Source organism: Escherichia sp. E4742 (assembly GCF_005843885.1).
Classification (GTDB): Bacteria; Pseudomonadota; Gammaproteobacteria; order Enterobacterales; family Enterobacteriaceae; genus Escherichia.
Map to the genome: position 1 here is coordinate 1,550,878 of NZ_CP040443.1, position 19,769 is coordinate 1,570,646.

Here is a 19,769-nt window from a genome sequence, read left to right on the forward strand (position 1 = left end):
AGATAACGGGTCGCGACTGATGAAAATTATCATTCTGGGTGCCGGTCAGGTTGGCGGCACACTGGCGGAAAACCTGGTTGGCGAGAACAACGATATTACCGTTGTCGATACCAATGGTGAGCGTCTGCGGACCTTGCAGGATAAATTTGACCTGCGAGTCGTGCAGGGGCATGGCTCTCATCCACGCGTATTGCGGGAGGCAGGCGCCGACGACGCCGATATGCTGGTTGCTGTAACCAGTTCAGATGAAACCAATATGGTTGCCTGCCAGGTAGCCTACTCACTTTTCAACACACCTAATCGCATCGCTCGTATCCGCTCACCAGACTACGTGCGCGATGCCGATAAGCTATTTCATTCAGATGCTGTACCAATTGATCATCTGATCGCACCAGAGCAGTTGGTTATCGATAATATTTACCGACTGATTGAGTATCCCGGCGCATTGCAGGTGGTGAACTTCGCTGAGGGCAAAGTTAGCCTTGCAGTGGTAAAAGCCTATTATGGTGGCCCGCTTATTGGTAATGCGCTTTCGACCATGCGCGAGCATATGCCACATATCGATACCCGCGTGGCGGCAATTTTCCGCCACGACCGTCCTATCCGCCCGCAAGGTTCGACCATTGTTGAAGCCGGTGATGAAGTGTTCTTTATTGCCGCCTCGCAGCATATACGCGCGGTGATGAGTGAATTACAGCGACTGGAAAAACCGTATAAGCGGATCATGCTAGTTGGTGGCGGTAATATCGGTGCAGGGCTGGCGCGTCGTCTGGAAAAAGATTACAGCGTCAAACTCATCGAACGTAATCAGCAGCGCGCTGCCGAACTGGCGGAAAAGTTGCAGAATACGATCGTCTTTTTTGGTGATGCGTCGGATCAAGAACTGCTGGCCGAAGAACATATCGATCAAGTTGATCTGTTTATTGCCGTCACCAACGATGACGAGGCCAATATCATGTCAGCCATGCTCGCCAAACGTATGGGTGCGAAAAAGGTGATGGTATTGATCCAGCGTCGCGCTTATGTGGATCTAGTTCAGGGGAGCGTGATCGATATTGCGATTTCACCACAACAAGCAACTATTTCTGCGTTGCTTAGTCATGTGCGAAAAGCAGATATTGTTGGTGTTTCCTCATTGCGCCGCGGCGTAGCAGAAGCTATTGAAGCCGTTGCTCACGGTGATGAAAGCACCTCGCGCGTTGTCGGCAGAGTCATTGATGAAATCAAGCTACCGCCAGGAACTATTATTGGAGCGGTGGTACGTGGAAACGACGTGATGATTGCCAATGACAATCTGCGCATTGAGCAAGGCGATCACGTAATTATGTTCCTCACAGATAAAAAGTTTATTACCGACGTCGAAAGACTGTTCCAGCCAAGTCCTTTCTTTTTGTAATTAATAAGGCGTCTAATGACGCCTTATTATTTCCCTTTGAATATCAAGGATTAATTAAATTCATTCCTGGCAGGAAAATAGCTTAACATTTGTTAGACTTATGGTTGTCGGCTTCATAGGGAGAATAACATGAGCATTATTAAAGAATTTCGCGAATTTGCGATGCGCGGGAACGTGGTGGATTTGGCGGTGGGTGTCATTATCGGTGCGGCATTCGGGAAGATCGTCTCTTCGCTGGTTGCCGATATCATCATGCCACCTTTGGGCTTATTAATTGGCGGGATCGATTTTAAACAGTTTGCTGTCACGCTACGCGATGCGCAGGGGGATATCCCTGCTGTTGTGATGCATTACGGTGTCTTCATTCAAAACGTCTTTGATTTTCTGATTGTGGCCTTTGCCATCTTTATGGCGATTAAACTAATCAACAAACTGAATCGTAAGAAAGAAGAACCTGCAGCAGCACCTGCACCAACTAAAGAAGAAGTATTACTGACAGAGATTCGTGATTTGCTGAAAGAGCAAAATAATCGTTCTTAACAAGCGCCTGAAAGCAGAAGGCCAGTGGTAAAAAAGTGATTTACTTTCTTGCCACTGGCCTCCCAGTTACCCCGATTGCCATGTTTTCCTTTTCGCATATAACTGCCTTTCCCTTTTTTATTTTTTTCTACACGCTGTCTGAACAAAGGGTCATGTAGTAATGCTTCAATCGCATTATCCTTTATCTGCCCTTTCGTATGCTGATATCGGCTCATAAAAACTCCAGTTGGTTATTTAACGGCGCGAGTGTAATCTCGTCAGTGCAAAAAATCAACAATCTGCTTTAACACCGCTGGCTCCTTGTTCAAGAGCTTCAAGGATAGAGCAATAAACGCTGCTATGGGCGCTACCACAACAGGCATCGTTAATAAGTTGCAAGGAACGCTGCATGCTCTGCAACTCGGCTATCCGCGCTTCCACTTCCTGTAATCTTTCCTGCACAATACCTTTTGATTCCTGACAAGTATGATGTTCAGGATCGATACGGATCGAAAGTAACTCACGGATCGACTCCAGACTGAAACCAAGTTGTCTAGCATGCCGAATAAATTTCAACCGTTGGAGATCGCTTTCGGTATACAGACGAAAGCCTCCTACCGTACGAACTTCATGATCCATCATCTGCTGTTTTTCGTAATAACGTATTGTGTCGGGCGTAACTTCTGCCAGTTTTGCCAACTCACCAATGCGATACATAAATTCTCTCTCAGTTGTCATTAATTTTATTCAGAAGCTTATCTGCATATTCGCCACGTAAAAATTCAGTGCTCAAACCTGCTTGCCGCAGTTTTAACTCCAGTAAAGATAACTGGCGGCTAACCTCTTGATATTTCGGATCATCCTGACGGATGCCTTTGAGAATATCCAGAAGCTGAATTGCTTCCTTCCGCTGCTCAAGTTCTGGCGGTAAACAGCCGGCATTTTTTAACAAGCGATAGCCCGCACGCAGTTCCGGCGGCACGTGTGTGTCATCTTCCAGGATTAATGGTTCACCACTGCCTGGGAGATTTTCAAACTCACCTTTAGCCTGTGCTTCAGTAATATGGCGCTCTGCCCACTGGTCAAGTAACCACATAAATACTCCAGGGGATGAACAAAAAGAGTACAGCTATTTTAGATAAGTGGGGATACTACAGATATAAAAAAACCCGCCGAGGCGGGTTTTTTTACGTTGCTTCAGATTACTCTGCAGCAGCTTCTGCTTTCTCTGAACGATCAACCAGCTCGATGTAAGCCATCGGCGCGTTGTCGCCTGCACGGAAGCCACACTTCAGAATACGAGTGTAACCACCGGCACGGCTCGCGAAACGCGGGCCCAGTTCGTTAAACAGTTTTGCCACGATCTCGTTATCACGAGTACGGGCGAATGCCAGACGACGATTAGCAACGCTATCAGTCTTGGCAAGAGTAATCAGCGGCTCAACTACGCGGCGCAGCTCTTTCGCTTTAGGCAGAGTCGTCTTGATGATTTCATGACGAACCAGTGAACCTGCCATATTGCGGAACATAGCCTGGCGATGGCTGCTGTTGCGGTTCAGTTGACGACCACTCTTACGATGGCGCATGACCTTATCCTTCTCAGTAAAACCTTAACCTGTGATCCGGTTACTCGTCAGCGATGCTTGCCGGTGGCCAGTTTTCCAGGCGCATACCCAGAGACAGTCCACGGGAAGCCAGCACGTCTTTAATCTCAGTAAGAGATTTTTTACCAAGGTTAGGCGTTTTAAGGAGCTCAACCTCGGTACGTTGTACCAGATCACCGATATAGTGGATAGCTTCTGCTTTAAGGCAGTTAGCAGAGCGGACAGTCAATTCCAGATCGTCAACAGGGCGCAGCAGGATCGGATCGAACTCTGGTTTCTCTTCTTTCACTTCCGGCTGACGTACATCACGTAAGTCAACGAAAGCTTCCAGTTGTTCAGCCAGAATGGTTGCCGCACGACGAATCGCCTCTTCAGGATCGATTGTGCCGTTGGTTTCCATTTCGATGACCAGCTTGTCCAGGTCGGTACGCTGTTCTACACGCGCTGCTTCAACATTGTAGGCAATACGCTCTACAGGGCTGTAGCATGCGTCGACCAGCAGACGGCCGATTGGGCGCTCATCTTCTTCCGAATGAATTCGGGTAGAAGCCGGCACATAACCACGACCGCGCTGAACTTTGATACGCATGCTAATAGACGCGTTCTCATCGGTCAGGTGGCAGATCACGTGCTGCGGCTTGACGATTTCGACATCACCGTCGTGGGTGATATCGGCTGCAGTCACAGGGCCAATGCCAGATTTATTCAAGGTAAGAATAACTTCATCTTTGCCCTGAACTCTCACCGCCAGCCCTTTCAGGTTGAGCAGGATTTCCAGGATATCTTCCTGAACGCCTTCTTTGGTGCTGTACTCATGTAGTACACCATCAATCTCAACCTCGGTCACCGCGCAACCCGGCATCGATGAGAGCAGAATACGGCGCAGTGCGTTACCCAGAGTATGGCCAAAGCCACGCTCTAAAGGCTCAAGGGTCACCTTGGCGTGCGTCGAACTCACTTGCTCGATATCAACCAGGCGCGGTTTTAGAAACTCTGTCACAGAACCCTGCATTGTGTCCTCTCTTTGGTACTAAGCTTTACTTGGAGTAAAGCTCGACGATCAGGTGTTCGTTAATGTCCGCAGACAGATCAGAACGCTCCGGCTTACGCTTAAACGTACCTTCCATCTTGCCAGCATCAACTTCCAGCCAGGTTGGCTTTTCACGCTGCTCAGCCAGCTCCAGAGCGGCTTTCACGCGAGACTGCTTCTTCGCTTTCTCACGAATGCTTACAACGTCATTCGGACTAACCTGATAAGAAGCGATGTTAACAACACGACCGTTTACCATAATTGCTTTATGGCTAACCAGCTGACGTGCTTCTGCACGAGTGGCACCGAAGCCCATACGGTATACAACGTTGTCCAGACGACCTTCCAGCAGAGCCAACAGGTTTTCACCGGTGTTGCCTTTCAGACGTGCTGCTTCTTTGTAGTAGTTACGGAACTGACGCTCCAGCACACCATAGATACGGCGAACTTTTTGCTTTTCACGCAACTGCACACCATAGTCAGACAGACGCGGTTTACGCGCACCGTGCTGGCCAGGAGCTTGTTCAATTTTACACTTGGTATCGATCGCGCGAACGCCAGACTTAAGGAATAAGTCGGTGCCCTCACGACGGCTCAGCTTGAGCTTAGGACCCAAATATCTTGCCATTTTCTTTCTCCAACAAACCTGGAAAACGAAGCGTTATACGCGACGTTTTTTCGGCGGACGACAACCGTTATGAGGGATCGGAGTCACATCAGTAATGTTAGTGATGCGGAAACCTGCGGCGTTCAGAGCACGAATAGTAGATTCGCGGCCTGGACCCGGACCTTTAACCATAACTTCCAGATTCTTGATGCCGTATTCTTTCACGGCGTCAGCGCAACGCTCTGCTGCAACCTGAGCTGCAAACGGAGTGGATTTGCGAGAACCACGGAAACCGGAACCACCGGCTGTTGCCCAACCCAACGCGTTACCCTGACGATCAGTGATAGTCACGATGGTGTTGTTGAAAGAAGCATGGATATGAGCCACGCCGTCAGAGACTTGTTTTCTTACACGTTTACGTGCACGAATTGGTGCCTTTGCCATTATTCAATCACCCCGATTATTTCTTGATCGGTTTGCGCGGACCCTTACGGGTACGTGCGTTGGTCTTGGTACGCTGACCGCGAACCGGTAGACCACGACGATGACGCAAACCGCGATAGCAACCAAGATCCATCAGGCGCTTGATGCTCATGCTGATTTCACGGCGCAGATCACCTTCAACGACAAATTTGGCAACTTCGTCACGCAGCGTGTCGATTTGTCCTTCAGACAGCTCACTGATCTTAACATCTTCAGCGATACCCGCTGCAGCCAGGATGGCTTTAGAACGGGTCTTGCCGACGCCATAAATCGAAGTTAATGCGATTACGGCATGCTTATGATCAGGAATGTTAATGCCTGCTATACGGGCCACTATGCACTCCTACTATTTAATATGTACGTTCCATGCTGAAAAGCCCGTTTTCAGGATACTCAAATGGAAACGCACAGACATACAAAAGATTGGCTGGCTAATCTAGCCAGCTCAACCCAACTTTGCAAGAAAAATATGCGAATAAATCAGCCTTGGCGCTGTTTATGCTTCGGCTCGGCACTGCAAATCACACGGATGACACCATCACGCTTAACGATTTTGCAGTTACGGCATAATTTCTTGACGGAAGCACGAACTTTCATTTTTACTCTCCGTAACTTCTCGGGCGACCAATTATCGGCCGTAGCCTTTCAGGTTCGCCTTCTTCAATGCAGACTCATACTGACTGGACATCATCAGAGTTTGCACTTGAGCCATAAAGTCCATAATCACGACAACAACGATAAGCAGTGAGGTCCCACCGAAGTAGAACGGTACTTTCATTGCATCACGCATGAACTCCGGGATCAGGCAGATAAAGGTAATGTACAGCGCACCAACCAAGGTCAGGCGGGTCATTACTTTATCAATATACTTCGCCGTTTGCTCTCCCGGACGAATTCCTGGTACAAATGCACCGGACTTCTTCAGGTTATCTGCTGTTTCACGCGGGTTGAAAACCAACGCCGTGTAGAAGAAACAGAAGAAGATGATTGCAGACGCATAGAGTAACACATAAAGCGGTTGCCCAGGCTGCAAATACAGCGAAATTGTTGTCAGCCAGTTCCAACCAGTACCGCCCCCGAACCATGACGCGATGGTAGCCGGGAACAGAATAATACTGGAAGCGAAGATTGCCGGGATTACCCCCGCCATATTCACTTTCAGCGGTAAATGTGTGCTCTGTGCAGCATAGACACGACGACCTTGCTGACGTTTTGCGTAGTTTACCACAATGCGGCGTTGACCACGCTCAACAAATACAACAAAGAACGTCACTGCAAATACTAATACTGCAACCAACAGCAACACGAGGAAGTGCAGGTCGCCTTGACGCGCTTGCTCGATAGTATGGGCAATGGCTGGCGGGAGTCCCGCGACAATACCGGCGAAGATAATGATTGAAATACCGTTACCGATACCTCGTTCAGTGATCTGTTCGCCCAACCACATCAGGAACATCGTTCCTGTGACCAGACTTACAACAGCGGTGAAGTAGAATGCAAAGCCCGGGTTAATAACCAGGCCTTGCATACCAGGCATATTCGGCAGACCGGTAGCAATACCGATCGACTGGAATATTGCCAGCACCAGAGTACCGTAACGGGTGTACTGGCTGATCTTACGACGACCAGACTCCCCTTCTTTCTTAATTTCTGCCAACGTTGGGTGAACCACCGTCAGCAGCTGGATAATGATCGACGCCGAAATATACGGCATGATCCCCAGAGCAAAGATAGAAGCACGGCTGAGAGCACCACCAGAGAACATGTTAAACATCTCAATGATGGTGCCTCGCTGTTGCTCAAGCAGTTTGGCAAGTACAGCGGCATCAATACCAGGGATCGGAATAAAAGAGCCAATACGGAACACAATCAGCGCACCGATAACAAACAGCAGTCTGCGTTTCAGCTCGCCTAAGCCACCTTTGGCACTTTGAAAATCTAATCCCGGTTGTTTAGCCATCTGCTACTTATTCCTCGATTTTACCGCCAGCAGCTTCGATAGCAGCACGAGCGCCTTTAGTAACACGCAGGCCACGAACAGTTACCGGAGTAGTTACTTCGCCAGCCAGGATCACTTTCGCGAACTCGATCTGGATACCGATAATGTTAGCCGCTTTCAGCGTGTTCAGGTCTACAACACCGCCTTCTACTTTAGCCAGGTCAGACAGACGAACTTCGGCTGTAATCGCTGCTTTACGAGAAGTGAAGCCGAATTTCGGCAGACGACGGTACAGAGGCATCTGACCACCCTCGAAACCGCGACGTACGCCACCGCCAGAACGAGATTTCTGACCTTTGTGACCACGACCACCGGTTTTACCGAGGCCAGAACCGATACCACGACCCAGGCGTTTACCCGCCTTTTTGGAGCCTTCGGCCGGAGACAGAGTATTTAAACGCATCTCTTACTCCTCAACTTTAACCATGAAGGAAACCGCGTTGATCATACCGCGAATAGCAGGAGTATCCTCGCGCTCTACGGTGTGACCAATACGACGCAGACCCAGGCCAAGCAGCGTTGCCTTGTGTTTCGGCAGACGACCGATTGCACTGCGGGTTTGAGTAATTTTAATAGTCTTTGCCATGGTTTATTTCCCCAGAATTTCTTCAACGGATTTACCACGCTTGGCAGCGACCATTTCTGGAGAATTCATATTTTCCAGGCCATCGATAGTTGCACGAACCACGTTAATCGGGTTGGTGGAACCATACGCTTTAGCCAGAACGTTATGAACCCCAGCGACTTCCAGAACGGCGCGCATTGCACCACCGGCGATGATACCGGTACCTTCGGAAGCCGGCTGCATGAATACGCGAGAACCCGTATGAACACCTTTAACAGGGTGTTGCAGAGTGCCGTTATTCAGCGCGACGTTAATCATATTGCGACGGGCTTTTTCCATCGCTTTCTGGATCGCTGCTGGAACTTCACGCGCTTTACCGTAACCAAAACCAACGCGACCGTTACCATCGCCAACTACAGTCAGAGCTGTGAAGGAGAAAATACGACCACCTTTAACGGTTTTAGATACGCGGTTTACCGCGATCAGCTTTTCCTGCAGTTCGCCAGCTTGTTTTTCGATGTGAGCCATCTTACACCTCTACCTTAGAACTGAAGGCCAGCTTCACGGGCAGCATCTGCCAGTGCCTGGACACGACCATGATATTGGAACCCGGAACGGTCAAAGGATACATCTTTGATGCCTTTTTCCAGAGCGCGTTCAGCGACAGCTTTACCCACAGCTGCAGCCGCGTCTTTGTTACCGGTGTACTTCAGTTGTTCAGCGATAGCTTTTTCTACAGTAGAAGCAGCTACCAGAACTTCAGAACCGTTCGGTGCAATTACCTGTGCGTAAATGTGACGCGGGGTACGATGTACCACCAGGCGAGTTGCGCCCAGCTCCTGGAGCTTGCGGCGTGCGCGGGTCGCACGACGGATACGAGCAGATTTCTTATCCATAGTGTTACCTTACTTCTTCTTAGCCTCTTTGGTACGCACGACTTCGTCGGCGTAACGAACACCCTTGCCTTTGTAAGGCTCAGGACGACGGTAGGCGCGCAGATCCGCTGCAACCTGGCCGATCATCTGCTTATCAGCGCCTTTCAGCACGATTTCAGTCTGAGTCGGACATTCAGCAGTGATACCCGCAGGCAGCTGATGGTCAACAGGATGAGAGAAACCCAGAGACAGGTTAATCACATTGCCTTTAACCGCTGCACGGTAACCTACACCAACCAGCTGCAGCTTCTTAGTGAAGCCTTCGGTAACACCGATAACCATTGAGTTCAGCAGGGCACGCGCGGTACCAGCCTGAGCCCAACCGTCTGCGTAACCATCACGCGGACCGAAGGTCAGGGTATTATCTGCATGTTTAACTTCAACAGCATCGTTGAGAGTACGAGTCAGCTCGCCGTTTTTACCTTTGATCGTAATAACCTGACCGTTGATTTTTACATCAACGCCGGCAGGAACAACGACCGGTGCTTTAGCAACACGAGACATTTTTTCCTCCGATTAGGCTACGTAGCAGATAATTTCGCCACCAAGACCAGCCTGGCGCGCTGCACGATCAGTCATAACACCTTTAGAGGTAGAAACAACTGCGATACCCAGACCCGCCATAACTTTCGGCAGCTCATCTTTACGTTTATAGATGCGCAGACCTGGGCGGCTGACACGCTGAATGCTTTCTACAACAGCTTTGCCCTGGAAATACTTAAGAGTCAGTTCCAGTTCAGGCTTGGTGTCGCCTTCAACTTTAAAATCTTCAATAAAACCTTCTTCCTTCAGCACGTTGGCGATTGCCACTTTCAGCTTGGAGGAAGGCATGGTGACCGCAGCTTTGTTCGCGGCCTGACCGTTACGGATACGGGTCAGCATATCCGCGATCGGATCTTGCATGCTCATCTGTCTTTACTCCCGTGATTCAATTGGTGACAATTACCAGCTAGCCTTTTTCAGACCCGGGATTTCACCGCGCATAGCGGCTTCACGGACCTTAATACGGCTCAACCCGAACTTCCGCAGGAAACCATGCGGACGACCTGTTTGACGGCAGCGGTTACGCTGACGAGACGGGCTGGAATCACGCGGCAGAGTCTGCAGCTTGAGAACAGCGTTCCAACGATCTTCGTCGGAAGCGTTCACATCAGAGATGATCGCTTTCAGTTCAGCGCGTTTCGCGAAGTATTTATCAGCTAAAGCTACGCGTTTTACTTCGCGTGCTTTCATTGATTGCTTAGCCATTTAGTAACCCTACCTTACTTGCGGAACGGGAAGTCAAAGGCAGCCAGCAGAGCACGGCCTTCTTCGTCAGATTTCGCAGTAGTGGTAATGGTAATATCCAAACCACGAACGCGGTCGACTTTATCGTAGTCGATTTCTGGGAAGATGATCTGCTCACGGACACCCATGCTGTAGTTACCACGACCGTCGAAAGACTTAGCGGACAAGCCACGGAAGTCACGGATACGCGGTACAGCAATAGTGATCAGGCGCTCAAAGAACTCCCACATGCGTTCGCCACGCAGAGTTACTTTACAGCCGATCGGATAGCCCTGACGGATTTTGAAGCCTGCAACAGATTTGCGTGCTTTGGTGATCAGCGGTTTTTGACCGGAGATTGCTGCCAGGTCTGCTGCTGCGTTATCCAGCAGTTTTTTGTCAGCGATCGCTTCACCAACACCCATGTTCAGGGTGATCTTCTCGACCCGAGGGACTTGCATGACAGAATTGTAGTTAAACTCAGTCATGAGTTTTTTAACTACTTCGTCTTTGTAGTAATCATGCAGTTTCGCCATCGTACTACTCCAAATTACTTGATAGTTTCGCTGTTAGACTTGAAGAAACGGACTTTTTTGCCGTCTTCGAATCTAAAGCCTACACGGTCAGCCTTGCCGGTTGCCGCATTGAAGATTGCTACGTTGGAAACCTGAATAGCGGCTTCTTTTTCAACGATGCCACCCGGTTGGTTCAGGGCCGGAACCGGCTTCTGATGTTTCTTAACCAGGTTGATACCTTCAACAATGACCTTGCCGGAAGACAGGACATTCTTAACTTTACCGCGTTTACCTTTATCTTTACCGGTTAACACGATAACTTCGTCATCACGACGGATTTTCGCTGCCATGATTCGCTCCTTAGAGTACTTCTGGTGCCAGAGAGATAATTTTCATGAACTTCTCACTACGAAGCTCACGAGTTACCGGCCCAAAAATACGCGTACCGATAGGCTGCTCGCTGTTGTTGTTCAGAAGAACACAAGCATTACCATCGAAGCGAATGACAGAACCGTCCGGGCGACGAACACCCTTCTTGGTGCGCACCACTACCGCCTTCAGCACATCACCTTTTTTGACCTTACCACGCGGAATTGCTTCTTTGATGGTGATCTTGATGATGTCGCCTACGCCTGCGTAGCGACGGTGCGAGCCACCCAGAACCTTGATACACATTACGCGACGTGCACCGGAGTTGTCGGCGACGTTCAGCATAGTCTGTTCTTGGATCATTTTAGTGCTCCGCTAATGTCAACTACTACTGAGACCCGAAAATCAGGTCGTTAAAAATCCCCATATCGAGGGCGCGGCATTATAACACCGCTTCAAGGATATGGGTAGAAAAAATAAACGGCTCATTTCTGAGCCGTTTATTCGTATCGAGAGAGTGTACTGTATTACAGAACCGCTTTCTCTACAACGCGAACCAGCGTCCAGGATTTAGTCTTGGACAGCGGACGGCATTCGCGGATTTCAACCACGTCACCGATACCGCATTCGTTGTTCTCGTCATGTACGTGCAGTTTGGTCGTACGCTTGATGAATTTACCGTAGATCGGGTGTTTCACAAAACGTTCGATAGCAACAACAATGGATTTCTCCATTTTGTCGCTAACAACGCGACCTTGCAGAGTACGGATTTTATCGGTCATTACGCACCCGCCTTCTCGTTCAGTAAAGTCTTAACGCGTGCGACATCGCGACGCACTTGCTTCAACAGGTGAGACTGTTGCAGCTGGCCACTTGCAGCCTGCATACGCAGGTTGAACTGCTCACGCAGCAGGTTCAGCAGCTCGGTGTTCAGCTCTTCAACGCTCTTCTCACGCAGCTCTTTTGCTTTCATTACATCACCGTCTTAGTTACAAAGGTGGTTTTAATCGGCAGTTTCGCTGCTGCCAGCTTGAATGCTTCACGGGCCAGCTCTTCCGGAACACCGTCCATTTCATACAGGACTTTACCCGGCTGAATCAAGGCAACCCAATACTCCACGTTACCTTTACCTTTACCCATACGCACTGCCAGCGGCTTTTCAGTGATCGGTTTGTCCGGGAACACACGGATCCAGATCTTACCTTGACGCTTAACTGCACGGGTCATAGCACGACGTGCTGCTTCGATCTGACGTGCAGTCAGACGACCACGGCCAACAGCTTTCAGACCGAAGCTGCCGAAGCTAACATCCGTACCCTGCGCCAGACCGCGGTTACGGCCTTTGTGCATTTTACGGAATTTTGTACGCTTTGGTTGTAACATCAGCGACGCTCCTTATTTACGGCCTTTACGCTGCTGCTTTTTAGGCTGAGCAGCCGGTTTTTCCGGTTGTTCAACAGCAGCCATACCACCCAGGATCTCGCCTTTGAAGATCCACACTTTAACGCCGATTACACCGTAAGTGGTGTGCGCTTCAGAGGTGTTGTAGTCGATGTCAGCACGCAGAGTGTGCAGCGGTACGCGACCTTCGCGGTACCATTCGGTACGTGCGATTTCCGCGCCGCCCAGACGGCCGCTAACTTCAACTTTAATACCTTTAGCGCCCAGACGCATTGCGTTCTGTACAGCACGCTTCATAGCACGACGGAACATAACACGACGTTCCAGCTGAGAAGTGATGCTGTCAGCAACCAGTTTTGCGTCCAGTTCAGGCTTACGAACTTCGGCGATGTTGATCTGTGCAGGAACGCCAGCGATGTCCGCTACGACCTTACGCAGTTTTTCTACGTCTTCACCTTTTTTACCGATAACGATACCCGGGCGAGCAGTGTGAATGGTTACACGAATGCTCTTAGCCGGACGCTCGATAACGATACGAGATACGGACGCTTTAGCCAGTTCCTTTGTCAGGTACTGACGTACTTTAAAATCGCTGTCCAGGTTGTCAGCGAATTCTTTGGTGTTCGCAAACCAGGTAGAGTTCCATGGTTTTACAATACCCAGGCGAATACCATTAGGATGTACTTTCTGACCCATTGCTAGTCTCCAGAGTCTCAGCGATCGGACACAACCACAGTGATGTGGCTGGTGCGCTTCAGGATGCGATCTGCACGACCTTTTGCACGCGGCATAATGCGCTTCATGCTCGGGCCTTCGTCTACGAAAATTTTCGTAACTTTCAGATCGTCAATGTCAGCGCCATCGTTGTGTTCAGCGTTAGCAATGGCAGATTCCAGAACTTTCTTGACCAGTACAGCCGCTTTCTTGTTGGTGTAGGTCAAAATATCCAGAGCCTGCGACACTTTCTTACCGCGAATCAGGTCAGCAACAAGGCGAACCTTCTGAGCAGAAGAACGAGCATGGCGATGTTTAGCGATAGTTTCCATCTCTTCCTCCTACCTTATTTCTTTTTCGCTTTTTTATCAGCAGCGTGGCCGCGATAAGTACGAGTCGGTGCGAATTCACCCAGTTTGTGGCCGACCATTTCGTCGGTTACAAATACCGGAACGTGCTGACGACCATTATGGACAGCGATGGTCAAACCGATCATGTTAGGAAAGATCGTTGAACGACGGGACCAAGTGCGCAGGGGCTTCTTGTCTCCGCTTTCCACCGCTTTCTCTACCTTCTTCAGCAAGTGCAGGTCAATAAAAGGACCTTTCTTGAGAGAACGTGGCATGGCTTATCCTCTAAAATTATTTGCTACGGCGACGTACGATGAATTTATCAGTACGCTTGTTGCTGCGGGTCTTCTTACCTTTGGTCTGAACGCCCCACGGAGTTACCGGGTGCTTACCAAAGTTACGACCTTCACCACCACCATGTGGGTGGTCTACCGGGTTCATCGCGGTACCGCGAACGGTCGGACGAACACCACGCCAGCGTGCAGCACCTGCTTTACCCAGAACGCGCAGCATATGCTCAGCATTGCCAACTTCGCCCAGAGTTGCACGGCAGTCTGCTTCTACTTTACGCATTTCACCAGAACGCAGACGCAGGGTGACATAAGCACCATCACGAGCAACGATCTGAACGTAAGTACCAGCGGAACGTGCCAGCTGACCGCCTTTACCTGGTTTCATTTCTACGTTGTGAACAGTAGAACCAACCGGGATGTTGCGCATCGGCAGGGTGTTACCTGGTTTGATTGCAGCATCAACGCCAGACTGAATCTGGTCGCCAGCTTTCAGGCCTTTAGGGGCCAGGATGTAACGGCGTTCACCGTCTTTGTACAGAACCAGCGCGATGTTCGCGGAACGGTTCGGATCGTACTCAAGACGTTCAACAACTGCCGGGATACCGTCTTTGTTGCGTTTGAAGTCAACAATACGGTAAGCCTGCTTGTGGCCACCACCGATATGACGAGTGGTGATACGGCCATTGTTGTTACGACCACCGGATTTGCTGTTTTTTTCCAGCAACGGAGCAAAAGGTTTGCCCTTGTGCAGCTCAGGGTTAACCACTTTAACAACGTGGCGACGACCCGGAGATGTCGGTTTACATTTAACAACTGCCATTGTATTACTCCTCCGACTTACTCAGCGCCGCCAACGAAGTCCAGATTCTGGCCTTCTTTCAGGGTGACGTAAGCTTTTTTCCAGTCGCTACGACGACCGATACGCTGTCCGTGACGTTTAACTTTCCCTTTAACTACCAGGGTGTTAACGACTTCGACTTCGACTTCAAACAGTTTCTGCACAGCAGCTTTGATTTCTGCTTTGGTCGCGTCTTTAGCAACTTTGAGTACGATGGTGTTGGATTTTTCCATCGCAGTAGACGCTTTTTCAGAAACGTGCGGTGCACGCAGCACCTTCAGCAGACGTTCTTCACGAATCATGCCAGCATCTCCTCAACTTGCTTAACAGCATCAGCAGTCATTACGACTTTGTCGAAGGCGATCAGGCTAACCGGGTCGATACCAGTTGCATCGCGTACGTCAACCTTGTGCAGGTTGCGCGCAGCCAGGAACAGGTTCTCGTCCAGCTCACCGGTGATGATCAGCACATCTTCCAGAGCCATGTCTTTCAGTTTCTGTGCCAGCAGCTTGGTTTTCGGTGCTTCTACAGAGAACTTCTCGACAACGATCAGACGATCCTGACGTACCAGTTCGGACAGGATGCTTTTCAGCGCGCCGCGGTACATCTTCTTGTTAACTTTTTGACTGTGGTCCTGCGGACGAGCAGCGAAGGTCACGCCACCAGAACGCCAAATCGGGCTCTTGATAGAACCAGAACGCGCACGGCCGGTGCCTTTCTGGCGCCACGGTTTTTTACCGGAACCAGTTACTTCAGCACGAGTCTTCTGAGCACGAGTACCCTGACGAGCACCGGCTGCATAAGCAACAACAACCTGGTGAACCAGCGCTTCGTTGAAATCACGACCGAAGGTAGTTTCGGAAACAGTCAGCGCGCTCTGCGCGTCTTTCAATACTAATTCCATTGCTATCTCCTTACGCCTTCACAGCTGGTTTAACGATCAGGTCGCTACCGGTTGCACCCGGGACAGCACCTTTAACCAGCAGCAGGTTGCGCTCAGCGTCAACGCGTACTACGTCAAGGCTCTGAACGGTTACACGTTCGTTACCCATCTGACCTGCCATTTTCTTGCCTTTGAACACTTTGCCCGGAGTCTGGTTCTGACCGATAGAACCCGGAACGCGGTGAGACAAGGAGTTACCGTGGGTTGCGTCCTGGGTACGGAAGTTCCAGCGCTTAACGGTACCTGCGAAACCTTTACCTTTAGAGGTGCCAGTTACGTCAACTTTTTTAACGTCAGCAAACAGTTCAACGCTAATGCTCTGACCTACAGTGAACTCTTCGCCTTCAGCCAGGCGGAATTCCCACAGACCACGGCCAGCTTCTACGCCAGCTTTAGCGAAGTGGCCAGCTTCAGGCTTGGTCACACGGTTAGCTTTTTTAGCACCGGTGGTTACCTGAATAGCACGGTAGCCATCGTTAGCCAGGTCTTTAACCTGAGTAACGCGGTTTGCTTCAACTTCGATTACGGTTACTGGGATAGAAACGCCGTCTTCTGTGAAGATACGGGTCATACCCACTTTTTTACCGACTAAACCAATCATTGTTTCAACCTCTCAATCGCTCAATGACCTGATTAACCCAGGCTGATCTGCACGTCTACACCGGCAGCCAGATCCAGACGCATCAGAGCATCAACGGTTTTCTCGGTTGGCTCAACGATGTCAACCAGACGCAAGTGAGTACGGATTTCGTACTGATCGCGCGCGTCTTTGTTGACGTGCGGAGAGATCAGAACAGTGAAGCGCTCTTTGCGTGTCGGCAGCGGGATCGGACCACGGACCTGCGCACCAGTGCGCTTGGCAGTCTCGACGATTTCCGCGGTTGCTTGATCGATCAGACGATGATCAAACGCTTTCAGGCGGATACGGATTCTTTGGTTCTGCATGAGACCAGAGCTCCAATTATTTTATAAACGAAAATGATTACTCCTCAGACCCATTACGATTGATGGGAGAGTGTAACCGTTCTTACGTAGCTCCCCGATTGGGAGCATTGTTAGGTAGCCAAATTCGGCTAACTGAGGTTCAGATTGAACCTGCTGTCAACTACGACAAGCCCGCGCATTATACGCAAATCTGAGATTGACGCAAGCATCGGGTAGAAATTAATCGCAACGCACAGATTGCGAGCTGCATTCCACGAAATTTGTAAGGTCGTGAAGATAGCGTTTTTCACCGGAACCTGGTTAACAAATCAGCGATTTCTCTGTTGCTGAGTATCCGGAGTTATTCGATGGTAATACTCCAATTACAGAGGATGTTTTATGGTCGCTACCCTTCCCTTTCTGATTTTGTACGTTTGCTTATCAGTCCTACTTTTTTTCTGGGATGCAAAGCATGGTTTGTTACCTGACAGGTTTACCTGCCCGTTACTCTGGTCAGGTCTTTTGTTCTATCAGGTTTGTCATCCTGACGGTTTAGCCGATGCGTTATGGGGGGCAATTATTGGTTACGGCACATTCGCTGTCATTTACTGGGGATATCGCATACTGCGTCATAAAGAAGGATTAGGCTATGGTGATGTGAAGTTTCTCGCCGCACTTGGCGCCTGGCATACATGGGCCTTCTTGCCACGGCTGGTTTTCCTTGCCGCCTCATTCGCTTGCGGAGCCGTAGTTATTGGTCTGCTCATGAGAGGAAAAGAATCATTAAAAAACCCGCTGCCTTTTGGGCCATTTCTGGCAGCTGCGGGTTTCATTGTAGGCTGGGATAGTCTGCTGTCAGGCTATTAATCTTTAACTTTAATTTGTGATTGCAGATAATTTTGCAGGCCGATTTTACCGATGAGATCCAGTTCAGTTTCGAGCCAGTCGATATGACCTTCTTCATCAGCAAGGATTTCGATCATCATATCGCGGCTAACATAGTCATGAACGCTGTCGGCATAAGCGATAGCCTCACGAAGATCCTTCGCACCTTCCAGCTCTAATCGCAGGTCGGATTGCAGCATCTCTTCGACATCTTCACCGATCCCTAGCTTGCCTAAATCCTGTAAGTTAGGGATCCCTTCTAAGAACAAAATACGCTCGATATATTTATCGGCGTGCTTCATCTCATCGATAGATTCATGGTATTCGACATCATTAAGGCGCATCAGGCCCCAGTTTTTAAACATACGGGCATGAAGAAAATACTGATTGATCGCGACAAGCTCATTTCCCAATAGTTTATTGAGATAATTTATGATTTTAACATCACCTTTCATTTTATAGTCCCTCCGCTTCCACTATTAGAGCGTAGATGGGGCTAGCGGGATGTCAAAAAATAAGCGTGAGCTTCAGGCAATCTCTTTAAATTCGGGCATCTGCATCAACTCGTCCTGCATCACTTCGCGTGCGGCGCGAATACACTTACCACATTGATTTCCCACAGGAATAAACTTGCGTAATTGTTGGAAAGACTGAGGATGAAACTGACGGACTGCCTGGCGAATTTTTTTGTCACTTACACCATTACACAAACAAACGTACATGATTACTCCCGTTCAAATTCCGCGCAAAGTGTAAATGAGAATAGTTATGATTACAATAGCACAGTTTTATTTGCGCCACAGTTCAGCCAGCGAAATTACGACGAAATATTTCGAGCTCAAATTACGGGCAGCAAAAAGGGCGCCTAAGCGCCCTTTTTAATTCAAAACTAATTAACGCGTAATTAGCTCAGAACTTTAGCAACAACGCCCGCACCAACGGTACGGCCGCCTTCACGGATTGCGAAACGCAGACCGTCGTCCATCGCGATCGGGTGGATCAGGGTAACAACCATTTTGATGTTGTCGCCCGGCATTACCATCTCTACGCCTTCCGGCAGTTCGATGGTACCAGTCACGTCAGTAGTACGGAAGTAGAACTGCGGACGGTAGCCTTTGAAGAACGGAGTATGACGGCCGCCTTCATCTTTGGACAGAATGTACACTTCAGATTCGAACTTGGTGTGCGGCTTGATGGTGCCCGGCTTAGCCAGTACCTGACCACGTTCGATTTCTTCACGTTTGATACCACGCAGCAGAACACCTACGTTCTCACCAGCACGGCCTTCGTCCAGCAGTTTGCGGAACATTTCAACGCCAGTACAGGTAGACTTCTGAGTCTCTTTGATACCAACGATTTCAACTTCTTCACCAACTTTGATGATACCGCGTTCTACACGACCGGTAACAACGGTACCACGACCGGAGATGGAGAATACGTCTTCGATCGGCAGCAGGAACGGCTTGTCAATCGCACGCTCTGGTTCCGGAATGTAAGAATCCAGGAAGCCAGCCAGTTCCAGGATTTTCGCTTCCCACTCTGCGTCGCCTTCCAGCGCTTTCAGAGCAGAACCACGAACGATCGGAGTGTCGTCGCCCGGGAAGTCGTACTGAGACAGAAGTTCACGAACTTCCATTTCAACCAGTTCCAGCAGCTCTTCGTCATCAACCATGTCGCATTTGTTCAGGAACACGATGATGTACGGAACGCCTACCTGACGACCCAGCAGGATGTGCTCACGAGTCTGCGGCATCGGGCCGTCAGTCGCAGCAACTACCAGGATCGCGCCGTCCATCTGAGCAGCACCAGTGATCATGTTTTTAACATAGTCGGCGTGCCCCGGGCAGTCTACGTGTGCGTAGTGACGGGTCGGGGTGTCATATTCAACGTGAGAAGTGTTGATGGTGATACCACGAGCTTTTTCTTCCGGCGCGTTATCGATCTGGTCGAATGCACGAGCAGCACCGCCGTAGGTTTTAGCCAGTACGGTGGTGATTGCTGCGGTCAGAGTAGTTTTACCGTGGTCAACGTGGCCGATAGTACCAACGTTAACGTGCGGTTTTGTACGTTCAAATTTTTCTTTAGACACGGCTATATTCCTTACTATAGTGCTCTCCCCTTCAGGAGAGAGCA

Annotated in this window: 37 protein-coding genes; 3 read left to right on the top strand and 34 right to left on the bottom strand. The window is 49.7% G+C overall.

Translation table 11 applies throughout. From position 1 onward, the window contains the following. Nucleotides 1–19 precede the first annotated feature (19 nt). Both trkA and mscL read left to right on the top strand, forming a co-directional pair. The gene (trkA, locus tag FEM44_RS07485) at nt 20–1,396 is read left to right on the top strand and encodes a Trk system potassium transporter TrkA (protein WP_000691382.1); all 1,377 of its coding nucleotides are present in this window, start codon (nt 20–22) and stop codon (nt 1,394–1,396) included. Between the two features lie 129 nt (nt 1,397–1,525). Next, complete coding sequence (gene mscL, locus FEM44_RS07490) at nt 1,526–1,936, top strand: large-conductance mechanosensitive channel protein MscL (RefSeq protein ID WP_000022442.1); 411 nt, start codon at nt 1,526–1,528, stop codon at nt 1,934–1,936. On the opposite strand, the gene arfA is transcribed toward mscL, so the two are convergent. The 31 genes from arfA to rpsJ all read right to left on the bottom strand — a co-directional run bounded on the left by arfA (nt 1,933) and on the right by rpsJ (nt 16,772). Then, complete coding sequence (gene arfA, locus FEM44_RS07495) at nt 1,933–2,151, bottom strand: alternative ribosome-rescue factor ArfA (protein WP_000092696.1); 219 nt, start codon at nt 2,149–2,151, stop codon at nt 1,933–1,935. The two genes, mscL and arfA, sit on opposite strands and share 4 nt — an antisense overlap. Nucleotides 2,152–2,206: 55 nt before the next feature. Continuing rightward, complete coding sequence (gene zntR, locus FEM44_RS07500) at nt 2,207–2,632, bottom strand: Zn(2+)-responsive transcriptional regulator (RefSeq protein WP_135522612.1); 426 nt, start codon at nt 2,630–2,632, stop codon at nt 2,207–2,209. Between the two features lie 10 nt (nt 2,633–2,642). Beyond that, on the bottom strand, nt 2,643–3,011 hold the full coding sequence (locus FEM44_RS07505; protein ID WP_135522529.1) for a DUF1992 domain-containing protein: 369 nt from the start codon (nt 3,009–3,011) through the stop codon (nt 2,643–2,645). A gap of 106 nt (nt 3,012–3,117) precedes the next feature. Then, the gene (gene rplQ, locus FEM44_RS07510) at nt 3,118–3,501 is read right to left on the bottom strand and encodes a 50S ribosomal protein L17 (protein ID WP_001216368.1); all 384 of its coding nucleotides are present in this window, start codon (nt 3,499–3,501) and stop codon (nt 3,118–3,120) included. Nucleotides 3,502–3,541: 40 nt separating this feature from the next. Continuing rightward, nucleotides 3,542–4,531 carry a DNA-directed RNA polymerase subunit alpha gene (locus FEM44_RS07515; protein WP_001162094.1) on the bottom strand — a complete coding sequence of 330 codons (990 nt, stop codon included), beginning with the start codon at nt 4,529–4,531 and terminating at the stop codon, nt 3,542–3,544. A gap of 25 nt (nt 4,532–4,556) precedes the next feature. Beyond that, nucleotides 4,557–5,177 carry a 30S ribosomal protein S4 gene (gene rpsD, locus FEM44_RS07520; protein WP_000135224.1) on the bottom strand — a complete coding sequence of 207 codons (621 nt, stop codon included), beginning with the start codon at nt 5,175–5,177 and terminating at the stop codon, nt 4,557–4,559. Nucleotides 5,178–5,210: 33 nt separating this feature from the next. Beyond that, nucleotides 5,211–5,600: a 30S ribosomal protein S11 gene (rpsK, locus tag FEM44_RS07525; protein WP_001029684.1), complete on the bottom strand. Its 390-nt coding sequence runs from the start codon at nt 5,598–5,600 to the stop codon at nt 5,211–5,213. A gap of 16 nt (nt 5,601–5,616) precedes the next feature. Continuing rightward, nucleotides 5,617–5,973, bottom strand: a complete 357-nt coding sequence (rpsM, locus tag FEM44_RS07530) for a 30S ribosomal protein S13 (protein WP_000090775.1) — start codon at nt 5,971–5,973, stop codon at nt 5,617–5,619. Between the two features lie 146 nt (nt 5,974–6,119). Further along, nucleotides 6,120–6,236, bottom strand: coding sequence for a 50S ribosomal protein L36 (rpmJ, locus tag FEM44_RS07535; RefSeq protein ID WP_000868187.1), 117 nt, complete (start codon nt 6,234–6,236; stop codon nt 6,120–6,122). 31 nt (nt 6,237–6,267) lie between these two features. Next, nucleotides 6,268–7,599, bottom strand: a complete 1,332-nt coding sequence (gene secY / locus FEM44_RS07540; RefSeq protein WP_001118861.1) for a preprotein translocase subunit SecY — start codon at nt 7,597–7,599, stop codon at nt 6,268–6,270. Nucleotides 7,600–7,606: 7 nt separating this feature from the next. After that, entirely contained in the window at nt 7,607–8,041 is a 435-nt protein-coding gene (gene rplO, locus FEM44_RS07545; RefSeq protein ID WP_001238917.1) for a 50S ribosomal protein L15, read from the bottom strand. Nucleotides 8,042–8,044: 3 nt separating this feature from the next. Continuing rightward, entirely contained in the window at nt 8,045–8,224 is a 180-nt protein-coding gene (gene rpmD / locus FEM44_RS07550; protein WP_001140433.1) for a 50S ribosomal protein L30, read from the bottom strand. 3 nt (nt 8,225–8,227) lie between these two features. After that, a complete protein-coding gene (gene rpsE, locus FEM44_RS07555; protein WP_000940121.1) occupies nt 8,228–8,731 on the bottom strand; it encodes a 30S ribosomal protein S5 in 504 nt (167 codons plus the stop codon). A gap of 14 nt (nt 8,732–8,745) precedes the next feature. After that, nucleotides 8,746–9,099 carry a 50S ribosomal protein L18 gene (gene rplR / locus FEM44_RS07560; RefSeq protein WP_000358960.1) on the bottom strand — a complete coding sequence of 118 codons (354 nt, stop codon included), beginning with the start codon at nt 9,097–9,099 and terminating at the stop codon, nt 8,746–8,748. Between the two features lie 9 nt (nt 9,100–9,108). Next, entirely contained in the window at nt 9,109–9,642 is a 534-nt protein-coding gene (gene rplF, locus FEM44_RS07565; protein WP_064524927.1) for a 50S ribosomal protein L6, read from the bottom strand. Nucleotides 9,643–9,654: 12 nt separating this feature from the next. After that, complete coding sequence (rpsH, locus tag FEM44_RS07570; protein WP_000062611.1) at nt 9,655–10,047, bottom strand: 30S ribosomal protein S8; 393 nt, start codon at nt 10,045–10,047, stop codon at nt 9,655–9,657. Between the two features lie 33 nt (nt 10,048–10,080). Beyond that, nucleotides 10,081–10,386: a 30S ribosomal protein S14 gene (rpsN, locus tag FEM44_RS07575; protein WP_001118930.1), complete on the bottom strand. Its 306-nt coding sequence runs from the start codon at nt 10,384–10,386 to the stop codon at nt 10,081–10,083. Between the two features lie 14 nt (nt 10,387–10,400). Next, complete coding sequence (gene rplE / locus FEM44_RS07580; protein WP_001096200.1) at nt 10,401–10,940, bottom strand: 50S ribosomal protein L5; 540 nt, start codon at nt 10,938–10,940, stop codon at nt 10,401–10,403. A 14-nt stretch (nt 10,941–10,954) separates the two neighbouring features. Beyond that, entirely contained in the window at nt 10,955–11,269 is a 315-nt protein-coding gene (gene rplX / locus FEM44_RS07585; RefSeq protein WP_000729185.1) for a 50S ribosomal protein L24, read from the bottom strand. Between the two features lie 10 nt (nt 11,270–11,279). Next, nucleotides 11,280–11,651 carry a 50S ribosomal protein L14 gene (rplN, locus tag FEM44_RS07590; protein WP_000613955.1) on the bottom strand — a complete coding sequence of 124 codons (372 nt, stop codon included), beginning with the start codon at nt 11,649–11,651 and terminating at the stop codon, nt 11,280–11,282. Nucleotides 11,652–11,815: 164 nt separating this feature from the next. Then, a complete protein-coding gene (rpsQ, locus tag FEM44_RS07595) occupies nt 11,816–12,070 on the bottom strand; it encodes a 30S ribosomal protein S17 (protein ID WP_000130100.1) in 255 nt (84 codons plus the stop codon). After that, nucleotides 12,070–12,261, bottom strand: a complete 192-nt coding sequence (rpmC, locus tag FEM44_RS07600; protein ID WP_000644741.1) for a 50S ribosomal protein L29 — start codon at nt 12,259–12,261, stop codon at nt 12,070–12,072. The genes rpsQ and rpmC overlap by 1 nt, the downstream gene beginning before the upstream one ends. Beyond that, nucleotides 12,261–12,671: a 50S ribosomal protein L16 gene (gene rplP / locus FEM44_RS07605; protein ID WP_000941212.1), complete on the bottom strand. Its 411-nt coding sequence runs from the start codon at nt 12,669–12,671 to the stop codon at nt 12,261–12,263. The genes rpmC and rplP overlap by 1 nt, the downstream gene beginning before the upstream one ends. Before the next feature lie 12 nt (nt 12,672–12,683). Next, entirely contained in the window at nt 12,684–13,385 is a 702-nt protein-coding gene (gene rpsC / locus FEM44_RS07610; protein ID WP_000529945.1) for a 30S ribosomal protein S3, read from the bottom strand. A gap of 17 nt (nt 13,386–13,402) precedes the next feature. Then, nucleotides 13,403–13,735 carry a 50S ribosomal protein L22 gene (rplV, locus tag FEM44_RS07615; protein WP_000447529.1) on the bottom strand — a complete coding sequence of 111 codons (333 nt, stop codon included), beginning with the start codon at nt 13,733–13,735 and terminating at the stop codon, nt 13,403–13,405. A 14-nt stretch (nt 13,736–13,749) separates the two neighbouring features. Continuing rightward, nucleotides 13,750–14,028, bottom strand: coding sequence for a 30S ribosomal protein S19 (rpsS, locus tag FEM44_RS07620; protein ID WP_001138117.1), 279 nt, complete (start codon nt 14,026–14,028; stop codon nt 13,750–13,752). A 16-nt stretch (nt 14,029–14,044) separates the two neighbouring features. After that, nucleotides 14,045–14,866: a 50S ribosomal protein L2 gene (gene rplB, locus FEM44_RS07625; protein ID WP_000301864.1), complete on the bottom strand. Its 822-nt coding sequence runs from the start codon at nt 14,864–14,866 to the stop codon at nt 14,045–14,047. 17 nt (nt 14,867–14,883) lie between these two features. Continuing rightward, nucleotides 14,884–15,186: a 50S ribosomal protein L23 gene (gene rplW / locus FEM44_RS07630; RefSeq protein ID WP_000617544.1), complete on the bottom strand. Its 303-nt coding sequence runs from the start codon at nt 15,184–15,186 to the stop codon at nt 14,884–14,886. Further along, a complete protein-coding gene (gene rplD, locus FEM44_RS07635) occupies nt 15,183–15,788 on the bottom strand; it encodes a 50S ribosomal protein L4 (RefSeq protein ID WP_000424395.1) in 606 nt (201 codons plus the stop codon). The genes rplW and rplD overlap by 4 nt, the downstream gene beginning before the upstream one ends. 10 nt (nt 15,789–15,798) lie before the next feature. Next, nucleotides 15,799–16,428: a 50S ribosomal protein L3 gene (rplC, locus tag FEM44_RS07640; RefSeq protein ID WP_000579833.1), complete on the bottom strand. Its 630-nt coding sequence runs from the start codon at nt 16,426–16,428 to the stop codon at nt 15,799–15,801. Nucleotides 16,429–16,460: 32 nt separating this feature from the next. Further along, entirely contained in the window at nt 16,461–16,772 is a 312-nt protein-coding gene (rpsJ, locus tag FEM44_RS07645; protein ID WP_001181004.1) for a 30S ribosomal protein S10, read from the bottom strand. A gap of 378 nt (nt 16,773–17,150) precedes the next feature. Here rpsJ and FEM44_RS07650 point away from each other — a divergent pair, with 378 nt between their 5' ends. Next, nucleotides 17,151–17,618, top strand: coding sequence for a prepilin peptidase (locus FEM44_RS07650; RefSeq protein ID WP_130222942.1), 468 nt, complete (start codon nt 17,151–17,153; stop codon nt 17,616–17,618). Here the strand turns inward: FEM44_RS07650 and bfr are convergent. From bfr to tuf, 3 genes are all read right to left on the bottom strand, one after another. Continuing rightward, nucleotides 17,615–18,091, bottom strand: coding sequence for a bacterioferritin (bfr, locus tag FEM44_RS07655; RefSeq protein WP_000675515.1), 477 nt, complete (start codon nt 18,089–18,091; stop codon nt 17,615–17,617). The two genes, FEM44_RS07650 and bfr, sit on opposite strands and share 4 nt — an antisense overlap. Before the next feature lie 72 nt (nt 18,092–18,163). Continuing rightward, nucleotides 18,164–18,358 (bottom strand): bacterioferritin-associated ferredoxin, encoded by a 195-nt coding sequence (gene bfd, locus FEM44_RS07660; protein WP_000289090.1) that lies wholly within the window; start codon nt 18,356–18,358, stop codon nt 18,164–18,166. Nucleotides 18,359–18,540: 182 nt separating this feature from the next. Beyond that, the gene (gene tuf, locus FEM44_RS07665; RefSeq protein WP_000031784.1) at nt 18,541–19,725 is read right to left on the bottom strand and encodes an elongation factor Tu; all 1,185 of its coding nucleotides are present in this window, start codon (nt 19,723–19,725) and stop codon (nt 18,541–18,543) included. Nucleotides 19,726–19,769 lie beyond the last annotated feature (44 nt).

Excerpts from the sequence above, each read along its gene's own strand:
- trkA (WP_000691382.1), top strand. The coding sequence starts at position 20 with ATGAAAATTATCATTCTGGGTGCCGGTCAGGTTGGCGGCACACTGGCG.
- mscL (WP_000022442.1), top strand. The coding sequence starts at position 1,526 with ATGAGCATTATTAAAGAATTTCGCGAATTTGCGATGCGCGGGAACGTG.
- arfA (WP_000092696.1), bottom strand. The coding sequence starts at position 2,151 with ATGAGCCGATATCAGCATACGAAAGGGCAGATAAAGGATAATGCGATT.
- zntR (WP_135522612.1), bottom strand. The coding sequence starts at position 2,632 with ATGTATCGCATTGGTGAGTTGGCAAAACTGGCAGAAGTTACGCCCGAC.
- FEM44_RS07505 (WP_135522529.1), bottom strand. The coding sequence starts at position 3,011 with ATGTGGTTACTTGACCAGTGGGCAGAGCGCCATATTACTGAAGCACAG.
- rplQ (WP_001216368.1), bottom strand. The coding sequence starts at position 3,501 with ATGCGCCATCGTAAGAGTGGTCGTCAACTGAACCGCAACAGCAGCCAT.
- FEM44_RS07515 (WP_001162094.1), bottom strand. The coding sequence starts at position 4,531 with ATGCAGGGTTCTGTGACAGAGTTTCTAAAACCGCGCCTGGTTGATATC.
- rpsD (WP_000135224.1), bottom strand. The coding sequence starts at position 5,177 with ATGGCAAGATATTTGGGTCCTAAGCTCAAGCTGAGCCGTCGTGAGGGC.
- rpsK (WP_001029684.1), bottom strand. The coding sequence starts at position 5,600 with ATGGCAAAGGCACCAATTCGTGCACGTAAACGTGTAAGAAAACAAGTC.
- rpmJ (WP_000868187.1), bottom strand. The coding sequence starts at position 6,236 with ATGAAAGTTCGTGCTTCCGTCAAGAAATTATGCCGTAACTGCAAAATC.
- secY (WP_001118861.1), bottom strand. The coding sequence starts at position 7,599 with ATGGCTAAACAACCGGGATTAGATTTTCAAAGTGCCAAAGGTGGCTTA.
- rplO (WP_001238917.1), bottom strand. The coding sequence starts at position 8,041 with ATGCGTTTAAATACTCTGTCTCCGGCCGAAGGCTCCAAAAAGGCGGGT.
- rpmD (WP_001140433.1), bottom strand. The coding sequence starts at position 8,224 with ATGGCAAAGACTATTAAAATTACTCAAACCCGCAGTGCAATCGGTCGT.
- rpsE (WP_000940121.1), bottom strand. The coding sequence starts at position 8,731 with ATGGCTCACATCGAAAAACAAGCTGGCGAACTGCAGGAAAAGCTGATC.
- rplR (WP_000358960.1), bottom strand. The coding sequence starts at position 9,099 with ATGGATAAGAAATCTGCTCGTATCCGTCGTGCGACCCGCGCACGCCGC.
- rplF (WP_064524927.1), bottom strand. The coding sequence starts at position 9,642 with ATGTCTCGTGTTGCTAAAGCACCGGTCGTTGTTCCTGCCGGCGTTGAT.
- rpsH (WP_000062611.1), bottom strand. The coding sequence starts at position 10,047 with ATGAGCATGCAAGATCCGATCGCGGATATGCTGACCCGTATCCGTAAC.
- rpsN (WP_001118930.1), bottom strand. The coding sequence starts at position 10,386 with ATGGCTAAGCAATCAATGAAAGCACGCGAAGTAAAACGCGTAGCTTTA.
- rplE (WP_001096200.1), bottom strand. The coding sequence starts at position 10,940 with ATGGCGAAACTGCATGATTACTACAAAGACGAAGTAGTTAAAAAACTC.
- rplX (WP_000729185.1), bottom strand. The coding sequence starts at position 11,269 with ATGGCAGCGAAAATCCGTCGTGATGACGAAGTTATCGTGTTAACCGGT.
- rplN (WP_000613955.1), bottom strand. The coding sequence starts at position 11,651 with ATGATCCAAGAACAGACTATGCTGAACGTCGCCGACAACTCCGGTGCA.
- rpsQ (WP_000130100.1), bottom strand. The coding sequence starts at position 12,070 with ATGACCGATAAAATCCGTACTCTGCAAGGTCGCGTTGTTAGCGACAAA.
- rpmC (WP_000644741.1), bottom strand. The coding sequence starts at position 12,261 with ATGAAAGCAAAAGAGCTGCGTGAGAAGAGCGTTGAAGAGCTGAACACC.
- rplP (WP_000941212.1), bottom strand. The coding sequence starts at position 12,671 with ATGTTACAACCAAAGCGTACAAAATTCCGTAAAATGCACAAAGGCCGT.
- rpsC (WP_000529945.1), bottom strand. The coding sequence starts at position 13,385 with ATGGGTCAGAAAGTACATCCTAATGGTATTCGCCTGGGTATTGTAAAA.
- rplV (WP_000447529.1), bottom strand. The coding sequence starts at position 13,735 with ATGGAAACTATCGCTAAACATCGCCATGCTCGTTCTTCTGCTCAGAAG.
- rpsS (WP_001138117.1), bottom strand. The coding sequence starts at position 14,028 with ATGCCACGTTCTCTCAAGAAAGGTCCTTTTATTGACCTGCACTTGCTG.
- rplB (WP_000301864.1), bottom strand. The coding sequence starts at position 14,866 with ATGGCAGTTGTTAAATGTAAACCGACATCTCCGGGTCGTCGCCACGTT.
- rplW (WP_000617544.1), bottom strand. The coding sequence starts at position 15,186 with ATGATTCGTGAAGAACGTCTGCTGAAGGTGCTGCGTGCACCGCACGTT.
- rplD (WP_000424395.1), bottom strand. The coding sequence starts at position 15,788 with ATGGAATTAGTATTGAAAGACGCGCAGAGCGCGCTGACTGTTTCCGAA.
- rplC (WP_000579833.1), bottom strand. The coding sequence starts at position 16,428 with ATGATTGGTTTAGTCGGTAAAAAAGTGGGTATGACCCGTATCTTCACA.
- rpsJ (WP_001181004.1), bottom strand. The coding sequence starts at position 16,772 with ATGCAGAACCAAAGAATCCGTATCCGCCTGAAAGCGTTTGATCATCGT.
- FEM44_RS07650 (WP_130222942.1), top strand. The coding sequence starts at position 17,151 with ATGGTCGCTACCCTTCCCTTTCTGATTTTGTACGTTTGCTTATCAGTC.
- bfr (WP_000675515.1), bottom strand. The coding sequence starts at position 18,091 with ATGAAAGGTGATGTTAAAATCATAAATTATCTCAATAAACTATTGGGA.
- bfd (WP_000289090.1), bottom strand. The coding sequence starts at position 18,358 with ATGTACGTTTGTTTGTGTAATGGTGTAAGTGACAAAAAAATTCGCCAG.